Raw genomic sequence first — 10,400 nt, 5'->3', positions numbered from 1 at the left:
CCATTTAGCTCACGTGGTCCATCTCGTGTTTTATACGATATAAAGCCTGAAGTAACGGCACCTGGAGTATCTGTTTTCTCAACTGTACCTTCTTACATGCATGGGGCAGATCAAATCGGAAATTATGATTATGCTTATGAGCGTTTATCCGGCACATCGATGGCAACACCAAATGTTGTAGGGGTAGCGGCCTTAATTAAGCAAGCTCATCCTGATATGAATACATCGGATATTAAAGCAACACTGATGAATACAGCTGACCCATTATCTGAAAAATACAGTGTGTATGAAGTTGGGGCTGGACGTGTAAATCCATACAAAGCAGTTCATGCGCAAACTCAGATTCAAGTAAAAGATCAAACTTCTACTATAAAAAATGTACCAAATAGTACAACAACTTTAGCAGATAAGGGCATTAAACAGATTAAAAACATAACTGGTGCTTTAAGTTTTGGTGAACAAGCTGTTGAGGGGAAAGACCTATCAGATCAACGTTCAATCACTTTATTTAATAAAAGTTCGGTTGATAAGACATATGATGTAAAAGTCCAGTTCCAGACAATGGATGGTCGCTTTGCAAATGATTCTAGAGCAGACCAAGAAGCTGCTGCAAATGGCGTGTCATTAGATGTCAAAACATCTGTAAAAGTAAAACGTTACAGCAGTGCGAATATGAGTGCAACGATTAATGTTCCGAAATCTGCAAAACTAGGAACATATGAAGGATATGTAGTCTATACAAATCAAAAGAACCCTGAAGAAACATATAAAATTCCATTTGCGATTCATACAGTAAAAGAGGGAATTGACTATGTGTCAGCAAGCCCTACATCTGCTTATACAATCCCATATGAAGCAGGGAGCAATTACACAAGATGGTCACTTGGAGTAAACTTCAAGCTAAACTCTCATATGCGTTATTTTGATTTCTTCCTAGTCGATTCTAAAACAGACAAAGAAATCGGTTTCTTAGGTTCAGCAGATGGTATGGGGGCAGATGAGAATATGGATTATTATTTCCGAGGTGTATTAAATGAAGGGAAATATTATCCGTTAACTGGTAATCCAGATAATCCGATTGCGTATGATTTTAAACGAACAGAGCCAGGTTTATACAAAATTCGAATGGTTGGTACAAATGATAAAGGGGCAACATTCACATCAGATACGCCTGTTTACTATGGAATAAAAGAGCCAAAGGTGACGATGAATAACATGAAAGCTGGAGGCATTTACGAGACAGCTACTCCAACTGACACAAAAGTTACTGTATCTGGTAATGTTTTTGATAAAGACATCGATGAGATGAAGGCAGCAGGTATTACTGCTTCGCAGGGAGATAATAATTTTACGTATTATAATCCTAATAATTCTTCAGAAAAAAGTATTCCAGTAGATGCACAAGGTAATTTCAATACAGAAATACCTTTAGCTACATCTGGTCCAATTGTCAATCCAATTACAGAGTACGATTTCTCAGATTATAGCAAATCATCTGTAAGAAATTATGGTAGTTTTAATGATATCTATTTTGTGAGAAAAGGAACGGCTTATACAACTGCAATCGCTGACAAACAACGTATCAATATGGGTGATTCAACGACAGTCACGTTCTCTACAAAAAATGTGAAAACAAATGTGAAGAAAGCTGTGTTTACGTTCAAATATCCAAGTGCGTTTCTTGATGTGGTGAACGTCCAACCGAATGCGGCATTTAAAGGCAAACTAGATGTTCAATATACGACCGGAGCTCCGGATCTTGGGAAAACGTTAATGACGATTACTGCATCAGCGACTGGAGACTTAGTAAATACTGGTATTATTGGGGATGCATCGTTAGTAGACGTAACCTTTAAAGCAAAAGACGAATACTACAAAGGTGCGATGATGTTCTACAGTTCAAATGGTTTAAGTAGATTCTTTAACGCTGTTTATACAAATGTGGACAATAGTACAGTAACGACACAAGGTATCCAACCTTACTTCTATGTTACACCAACGTATTCATTATTAAGAGCAGGTGTTGAAGCAGAGGGCTTAATGATGTTTGGTGGGTTAGAGCCTGAAATGAAACAAATAGATTATAATAAAGCAGGAGCAAAAATTAGCGTAACAGATAGTAAAGGGAAAGAATACGGGGTAACGGATTCGTTAGGATATACTACGACAAACACTCAATTAGCTAGAACAAGATTACCAATCACTAATGATCAGTTTAACTTAAAAGTTGAGGTACCAGGTCACTTTACGATGTCAAAAGATTTTACAATTGGTTTAAAAGAGGACGGTAAAGTGACAGCAGCATCTAAACCAGTTGATTATGACTATATCCCTGGTGGAGATGTTAATAAAGATAATGTTATTGATATTAATGACGCGTTGTATATCCAAACATATTGGGATACGAATAAACGTGCTGCTGATATTAACTACGATGGTGTTGTTGATGCAAAAGATATGCAATATGTTATCAATAACTACATGATGCAAAATCCATGGAATGAAAATTCTCCAAAAGCAAAAACGAAATACAAAGGACAAACATTGAATGATGTATTACAAGCACTAGGTTTAGAATAATTAAATGTAAGAAAGAAAAACATCGGTAATCTTCCATAAGGTTACCGATGTTTTATTTAGAAAGGATGTTTTATTCAAGTTAAGTTATTATTGCGATTCAATAAATAAAACTTATAAAACAGTCTATACCAAACGATATACGAATTGTGAATATAGATTTTCAGAAAAAGTGATCTAAATGTTGAATAATTCCTTCAGAATCAGCCCGAAGAAATTGTTTGTAGAAGGCTCTTCATTTTCCCATGCTAATGTACCTTCAGGATTGATTGATGAGTCTCCATTCGTAAAGCGCTCTAGGAAAAATTGGTAACATACCGTTTCCTTTGCCCAGCTTGGTGCTTTAAATACATCTTCTTCGTTTAAGAATGGAAAACAGAAATAATAAGCTGTAGCGTCTGTTGGAATTTCATCATAAAATCTTCTTTCAATATATGTAATAGTTTAATCTAAACTACTAGATTTTTTATGAAGTATTTAGATTAAACTGACAGATTAAACATAGGATTGCATCTTGAAAGCTATGGAATATATTCTAACCAAAACATTATTAATAGCTCACTAGAAAACTACAAGACTATTTGAGATGAAACGCAATTTCCATAGCGAGTTCTTGTTTTCCACAATCCTCCAAAGCATCTACTATTAGAAGGGTAGTAGGGGCCCAAATAGCACCTCGCCAGTATGCATCATTCTGATACAAGGGACTATCAATCGCTTCAGTAGCGATACCCCATTGTGTTAAATAACGCTCACTGGAAAGTAATTTGATAATGTTTTCCTTAATCTCTTCCTTAATCTCTTCAGGAAGCCTATCTCCCAAAATGATTGAGATGAGAGGAAGGATACTGTAGCTTTCTATTACTTCTCTGTTTGCAGTAATTTTAGCAACTGGTAGATTGTCCTCAATAAAATAGTCACAGAAGACTCCTGTTAAGTGATCGGCCAGTTCTTACCATTTTGTCTGCTCAATCCTCATACCCAATTTGCCTGCAACTTCAGAAAGCATATCGATAGCTTTTATTAGAAATGCCGTCAAATCAGGAGAATCAACAACCATAGGCGAATTAAATACTGTGCTGTTGTCCTGTCCTGAATCGTTACCGTGATGATATTCACAAATCCCATCCTCATTTGAGCCCATGTATGATAAATAAAAATTCAGAAGAAGCGTTAGCTATGATCGATGCAGCGAAAGTAAATGAAAAAAAGTTTATGATCGCTCATAATCAATGTTTCGTTACATCTCATCAAGAAGCAAATGAGATTATTGAAAGTGGAAATCTCGGAAAAATCTATAGTTTTAAAACCACGTTCGGCCACTCAGGTCCTGAAGGTAGGAGTGTAGATGGAGCAGGAAGCTGTTCTTTAATAAAGAAAAAACCTTTATCGGGGCAATGGGTGACCTTGGAGTTCATAAAGCGAATTGAATATGTTATTTATTTGGAGAAATTTCTGAAATAGTGGTATTTATTGAAACGAATGCTAAGAAAAACACAGTAGTGGATGATAATGCTGTTGTATATTACGTAAGGAAAGTGGCATCATTGGAAAGCTTGATGCAAGGGCTTATGTGGCCGGTGGTGGAGATAATTCGACGATTATTTATGGAGAAAAAGGGACATTACGTTTAGAAGCTGATCCGAAATATTCATTAATTGAAGAATACCGTGATGGGAAGGTTATTAATCATAAAACTCGATAAAATCCAGACTAATGAGGAGGGAGGACAGACTTCATCAAATGTCATCAACCATTTTGTTCAAAACATTTTAGAAAATAAAGAACCCCTTATAAATGGAGAAGAAGGAATGAAATCACTAGAGAAAATTCTTGCAGCGCTTGAGTCACAAGAAACAAAACGAATTGTGTCCTTAAAAATGGAAGTGGTCTGCTAACTGAAATTAGGCACCTTTACCGTTATTTTAACAATTAAAGATTTTGAATAGCTTCTAGGTTAGAACAGTAGAAATAAGTACAGGATGTTATCGGATTTGAAATCATACAATGTAAAAAGCTGTAAGCCCAAAAGTAACAATGCCTACAGCTTTTTTACAATATTAACTAGATAATTAACTAAATTTCTGTAAAATCAATTGTTATAATTCCTCTTAATTTTTCTAAACTAACATTGCCTTCTTTTTTCTCTTTTATACATCTTTTTTCAAAAAAATTAATTTATAGCATGAAAAAAGTAAAGAATTACAAAAAAATGCAGTTGGTAGAATTTTCGGAAAATTATATTTAATCAATTGTCTGTATAATTAATCTATCTTGAGAAAAGAAAGAGGTTAGTAGATGAAAAAGAATATGTTTCGAAATGTTACCACATTAGCATTAACAACAGGACTTATCAGTACTACAATGACACCAGGTTCCTTTTCACAACAAGTTCATGCACAAGCAACTTCAAAGGTCGAACAAGTATTAGCAAATCTTACGCCTCAGCAGCGAGAAGCTATTAAGCAATTAAAGCTGAGTGACAAAGAGGGACTTCAGATATCTCCTGAAGTTGATCAAACAAGCGACAAACTTACATCTGTTATTGTTGAATTTAAGGACAAGCCCGAGCAGGCGGCTGTATTAGAGGCAGCATCCAACGGTGAAACGTTATCAGCAAATGATGCGCAAGAAAATATAAACGCTTCACACAAAGCATTCCAAAAAGATTTAAAAACTATTTTCAGTAGTGAATTAAAAGACAAGAAAAATACATATTCAATAAAACGTTCATATAAAAAAGCTTTTAATGGGGTTGCAATGACAATTCCGGCTAACAAAATAAAACAACTACTTAAATCAAGTGCAGTACAATCTGTCTATAGTGATTTACAAGTTCAAGTAGAGCCACCATCGATCAGCGAGACATCAACTACAGGAACACAAGCTGCAACGCATACGATGGTGACATTTCCTGGAGTTGAAAAACTTCATGAAGAAGGCTATACAGGAAAAGGAGTAAAAGTAGGTATTCTTGATACGGGAATTGATTATAACCACCCAGATTTAAAAGCTGCTTTTAAAGGTGGTTACGATTTCGTTGACAATGATAATGATCCAATGGAAACGACCTATGCAGATTGGAAGGCTTCTGGTCAGGCTGAGTTAGCTACAAATGGTGAAGCATATTATACCGAGCACGGAACACATGTGGCTGGTATTATTGCTGGACAAGGGAAAAACGATGGAGACCTTTCAGTAACAGGAGTTGCACCAGATGCAGATATTTATTCATATCGAGTATTAGGACCATATGGATCTGGTTATACATCAGCTATTCTAGCTGGACTTGATAAAGCTGTTGCAGATGGAATGGACATTATTAACATGTCTCTTGGTGCAAATTACAATGATCCATTATATCCTACAACGATTGCCGTTAACAATGCTGTACTTGCAGGCGTGACTGCAATTGTTGCTGCTGGAAACTCTGGAAATTCAATGTATTCGCTTGGCGCACCAGGTACCTCTCCTTTAGCTATTACAGTTGGTGCAAGTGATACATCAGTAAATATCCCGACGTATACAGGAACGTTAAGATCGTCAACAGGTAATGTTCCTGCTGATTTAAAACTAGCTGCTCAAGGGTTAACGGATAACATAGCAGATTTTGATGGGAAAACTATGAAATTAGTCAATGTATTATATGGAACTGAAGCTTCGTATTGGACGGGAGCTGTGGGTACTTCTACACAAATCGATGTAAAGGGAAAAGTTGTACTAGCTCAACGAGGAAGCATTAGTTTATCTCAAATCATAGCGAATGCGAAAGCACATGGAGCAATCGGTGCTATATTATATGATTCACCTGTGCCAAATGGTGATGTGTACCTTGGAGAAGGTTACGGATATATTCCAACATTTTTAATTAGTAACGCACAAGGAAAGGCTTTAGCTGCTCCAATAGGAGGATTGGCTACAAGTGGTGGTTCTTTAGACTTTACATTTAGTAATATGAAACAAATCGTCACAACAGGTGATAAATTAGCATCATTCAGTTCACGTGGTCCATCTCGAGTGTTATACGATATTAAGCCTGAAGTAACAGCTCCAGGTGTATCTGTATTTTCTACTGTTCCTTCTTATATGCACGGGCCAGACCAAATTGGAAACTATGATTACGCTTATGAGCGCTTGTCTGGAACATCGATGGCAACGCCAAACGCTGTAGGGGTAGCAGCTCTAATTAAGCAAGCACATCCTGATATGACGACTTCTGATATTAAGGCAACACTGATGAACACGGCGGATCCTTTATCGGATAAATATAGTGTGTATGAAGTTGGGGCTGGGCGTATAAATCCATATAAAGCAGTCCACGCGCAAACTGAAATCCAAGTTAAAGACAAGACTCTAACTGTTAAAAATGTAACAAATAATATAACAACTTTAGCAGATAAGGGAATTAAACAAATTAAAAACATTACTGGTGCACTAAGTTTTGGGGAACAAGCAATTAAAGATAAAGATCTGACAGATCAACGTACAATTACTTTATTTAATAAAAGTTCTGTAGATAAGACATATGATGTAAAGGTTCAGTTCCAGACAATGGATGCCCGTTTTACGAGTGATTCTAGAGCAGACCAAGATGCTGCAGCAAATGGAGTTACTTTAGATGTTAAATCATCTGTCAAAGTAAAAAAATATAGCAGTGCAAATATGGAAGCTACAATCAACGTACCGAAAACTGCAAAGCTTGGTACTTATGAAGGATATGTAGTCTATACAAATCAAAAGAACCCGGATGAAATATATAAAATTCCATTTGCGATTCATACTGTAAAAAAGGGAATTGAATATCTGACAGCTAATCCACCGGCTTATACAATCGCGTATGAAGCAGGAAGTAATGCGACTAGATGGTCTATTGGGGCAAACTTTAAATTGAATTCACATATGCGTTATTTTGATTTCTTCCTTGTCAATCCAAAAACAGACAAAGAAATTGGTTTCTTAGGCTCAGCTGATGGAATGGGTGCAGACGAGAATACCGATTATTATTTCAGAGGTTTGTTAAACGAAGGAAGATATTATCCTTTAACTGGTGACCCAGATAATCCGATTGCATATGACTATAAAGCAACAGATCCAGGATTATATAAAATTCGAATGGTAGGAACAAACGATATAGGGGAAACCTTTACAGCAGATACTTCCGTATACTATGGCGAGAGAGAACCCAAGGTAACAATGGATAATATGAAGCCAGGAGGCATTTACGAAACGGCTAATTCCACCGATACGAAAGTAAGTGTATCAGGTAATGTATTTGATAAAGACATCAATGAGATGAAGGCAGCAGGTATTACTGCTTCTCAAGGAGATAATAATTTTACGTATTATAATCCAAATAATTCTGCAGAAACAAGTATACCAGTAGACGCTCAAGGATATTTCAAAGCGGAAATTCCTTTAAGTTCATCTGGTCCAATTGTCAATGCGATTACAGAATACGACTTCACAGATTATAGCAAAGCAAGTGTTCGAAATTACGGTAGTATGATAGATGCCTATTTTGTAAGAAAAGGAACAGCTTATACAACTGCAATCGCTGATAAACAACGTATTAATATGGGTGACTCAACGACAGTAACATTCTCTACAAAAAATGTGAAAACAAATGTGAAGAAAGTTGAATATAGTTTCGTTTATCCAAGTACATTCCTTGATGTAGTAAACGTGCAAGCAAATAGTGCATTTAAAGGGAAACTAGACGTTCAAAGTATGACTACTCCTTTAGGAGGCGGGAACACTAAGATGACGATCATTGCTTCAGCAACTGGAGATCTAGCTAATACAGGAATTGCTGGAGATGTTTCTTTGGTTGATTTAACAGTAAAGGCAAAAGACGTATACTTCAAGGGGCCAATGAGCTTTAAGAGTACAACTGGCTCAAGATTCTTTAGTGCAGTTTATACTAATATGGATGATAGTAAAGTAACGACTCAAGGGATTCAACCATATTTCTATGTTACACCAATTTATTCATTGATGAGATCAGATATAGAAGCAGAAGGATTGATGAAGTTTGGTGGTTTAGAGCCAGAGAAGAAACAACTTGACTATAGTAAAACAGGCACAAAAATTAGCGTGAAAGATTCAAGTGGAAAAGAATATGGTGTTACTGATCAATTCGGTTATTCTGAAATAAGTCCGTGGGCATTTAGAACGAGATTACCGATAACAGGTGAGAATTTTAACCTAAAAATTGATGTGCCAGGTCATTTTACGTTATCAAAAGATTTTACAGTCGGAATAAAAGAGGATGGAAAAGTGACAGCTGGATCTAAACCGGTTCAATATGACTATATCCCTGGTGGAGATGTCAATAAAGATAACGTCATTGACGTAAACGATGCAGTGTACATTCAAACGTATTGGGGCACAAATAAGCGTGATGCTGATATTAACTATGATGGTGTTGTTGATGCAAAAGATATGCAGTATGTCATTAATAACTATCTAATGCAAAATCCATGGAATGAAAATTCTCCTAAGGCTGTTAAGAAATCTAAAGGTAAAACATTAGATGATGTTTTACATGCTCTAGATTTAGAATAATTAAATTTAATTTAAAAAAAAATCAGTAATCTCTTATAAGGTTACTGATTTTTTTATTTAATGAGAAAGGATTTGTTGTTCAGGTCGGGTTGATAAAAATATTCAACAAAAAGAGCATTAAATAGCTATACCACTGACCGCAGAATTAGGTATTAGTCAACTGGCCCATTAAATAATTTACAAAATGATTATTCTAATGTTTGTTGGAGAGGAAGAGTTCAATTGGCCGTAAAATTAACAAGCTTCAGCATCTTAAGGTTTTATCATTTTTTAAAGGAAGAAGAGAGAGTGAAATTGCAAATCGCTAAATTTATTAGAGACATCCTCACCGATCCTCACGGACCAGAATTTTCATTAAAAAAGGCAGAAATTGTTAATCTTTGTCGATAAATATAGGGATATTTTCCGGAATTTTCAGAAAAATAAATATAATCAATTTTCCATATAATCAATTTAGGATGGGAAGATGATCATGAGGAGGAAAAATTTATAAATCGATCTTTAACTTTAGAGAGATGAAAAATGGTGATGACCGTTAAGAAAATGTGTTAAATAGGATGATTTGTAAAGTACATATTAGTTTTATTTAAATGTCCATTAAAAAAATGTACCGAATGGAACAAGCACAAATTGTAACTCAAAGGATAGAGATGTACTTAAGATATTACACCTGAGCACATGAACGGCATTAAATCAGATTTCTACGAATGAATTATAAAGTAGTATTTAAAATTCATCTTGATATTGATCAAAGATAATTTACCCATTCTTTTTGAAAGTTTAATTATATATGATGTTCAGGGGGAAAAGGTATGAAAAAAGCAAATCTTAAACGTGTGTTAACAGGCACGGTTATTACGAGTATGTTATTTTCAACAGGTATTCATTATAAGGCGAATGCTGAAATTAAAAGTCAGAATAATTCAAAAAGTGTCGAAAAAATGTTGGAAAACTTAACAGATGAACAAAGGATGGCACTGAAACAACTTGATGCTTCACCAGGATTCGTTATTTCGCCGGATATAAACCAAAAAAGCTCAGAATTGGTCAATGTAATTGTTGAATTTAACGAAGCACCTGCAAAGGTAGAGGTTTTAAAGCAGGCAGTGAAAGGAAAACGGCTATCTCTTTCTACCGCAAAAACACAACAAAGTAGCGATCATGCTAAATTTAAACAAGAGTGGAATAAAGTAAAGAGTCAGAATGAACGAAAAGCAGATAAAATGAAAGACGCTAAAATTACAAGAGAATACAACGAT

At 35.5% G+C, this 10,400-nt stretch carries 6 protein-coding genes and 1 pseudogene; 6 read left to right on the top strand and 1 reads right to left on the bottom strand.

The features are described from left to right. Nucleotides 1-2,580, top strand: a 2,580-nt coding sequence (locus ACFCYN_RS23975; protein ID WP_375952393.1) for a S8 family serine peptidase, incomplete at its 5' end; no start/stop codon positions are given. Between the two features lie 574 nt (nucleotides 2,581-3,154). On the opposite strand, the gene ACFCYN_RS23970 is transcribed toward ACFCYN_RS23975, so the two are convergent. Next, on the bottom strand, nucleotides 3,155-3,526 hold the full coding sequence (locus ACFCYN_RS23970; protein ID WP_375952396.1) for an MGH1-like glycoside hydrolase domain-containing protein: 372 nt from the start codon (nucleotides 3,524-3,526) through the stop codon (nucleotides 3,155-3,157). Between the two features lie 197 nt (nucleotides 3,527-3,723). On the opposite strand from ACFCYN_RS23970, the gene ACFCYN_RS23965 reads away from it, so the two are divergent. The 5 genes and pseudogenes from ACFCYN_RS23965 to ACFCYN_RS23945 form a co-directional block, all read left to right on the top strand. Continuing rightward, nucleotides 3,724-4,041, top strand: a complete 318-nt coding sequence (locus ACFCYN_RS23965) for a Gfo/Idh/MocA family oxidoreductase (RefSeq protein WP_375952390.1) — start codon at nucleotides 3,724-3,726, stop codon at nucleotides 4,039-4,041. 109 nt (nucleotides 4,042-4,150) lie between these two features. Continuing rightward, entirely contained in the window at nucleotides 4,151-4,282 is a 132-nt protein-coding gene (locus ACFCYN_RS23960; protein ID WP_375952387.1) for a hypothetical protein, read from the top strand. Continuing rightward, on the top strand, nucleotides 4,251-4,475 hold the full coding sequence (locus ACFCYN_RS23955) for a hypothetical protein (protein ID WP_375952384.1): 225 nt from the start codon (nucleotides 4,251-4,253) through the stop codon (nucleotides 4,473-4,475). Before ACFCYN_RS23960 ends, ACFCYN_RS23955 begins: the two co-directional genes overlap by 32 nt. Nucleotides 4,476-4,875: 400 nt before the next feature. Continuing rightward, on the top strand, nucleotides 4,876-9,141 hold the full coding sequence (locus tag ACFCYN_RS23950; protein WP_375952381.1) for a S8 family serine peptidase: 4,266 nt from the start codon (nucleotides 4,876-4,878) through the stop codon (nucleotides 9,139-9,141). A gap of 812 nt (nucleotides 9,142-9,953) precedes the next feature. Continuing rightward, nucleotides 9,954-10,400, top strand: a pseudogene (locus tag ACFCYN_RS23945) (S8 family serine peptidase); the annotation flags it as partial.

The sequence above is a fragment of the Gottfriedia sp. NPDC056225 genome (assembly GCF_042267765.1).
GTDB lineage: Bacteria > Bacillota > Bacilli > Bacillales > Bacillaceae_G > Gottfriedia.
The sequence above is the reverse complement of the archived record's forward strand: the minus strand, read 5'-3'. Positions and strand labels throughout refer to the sequence as shown.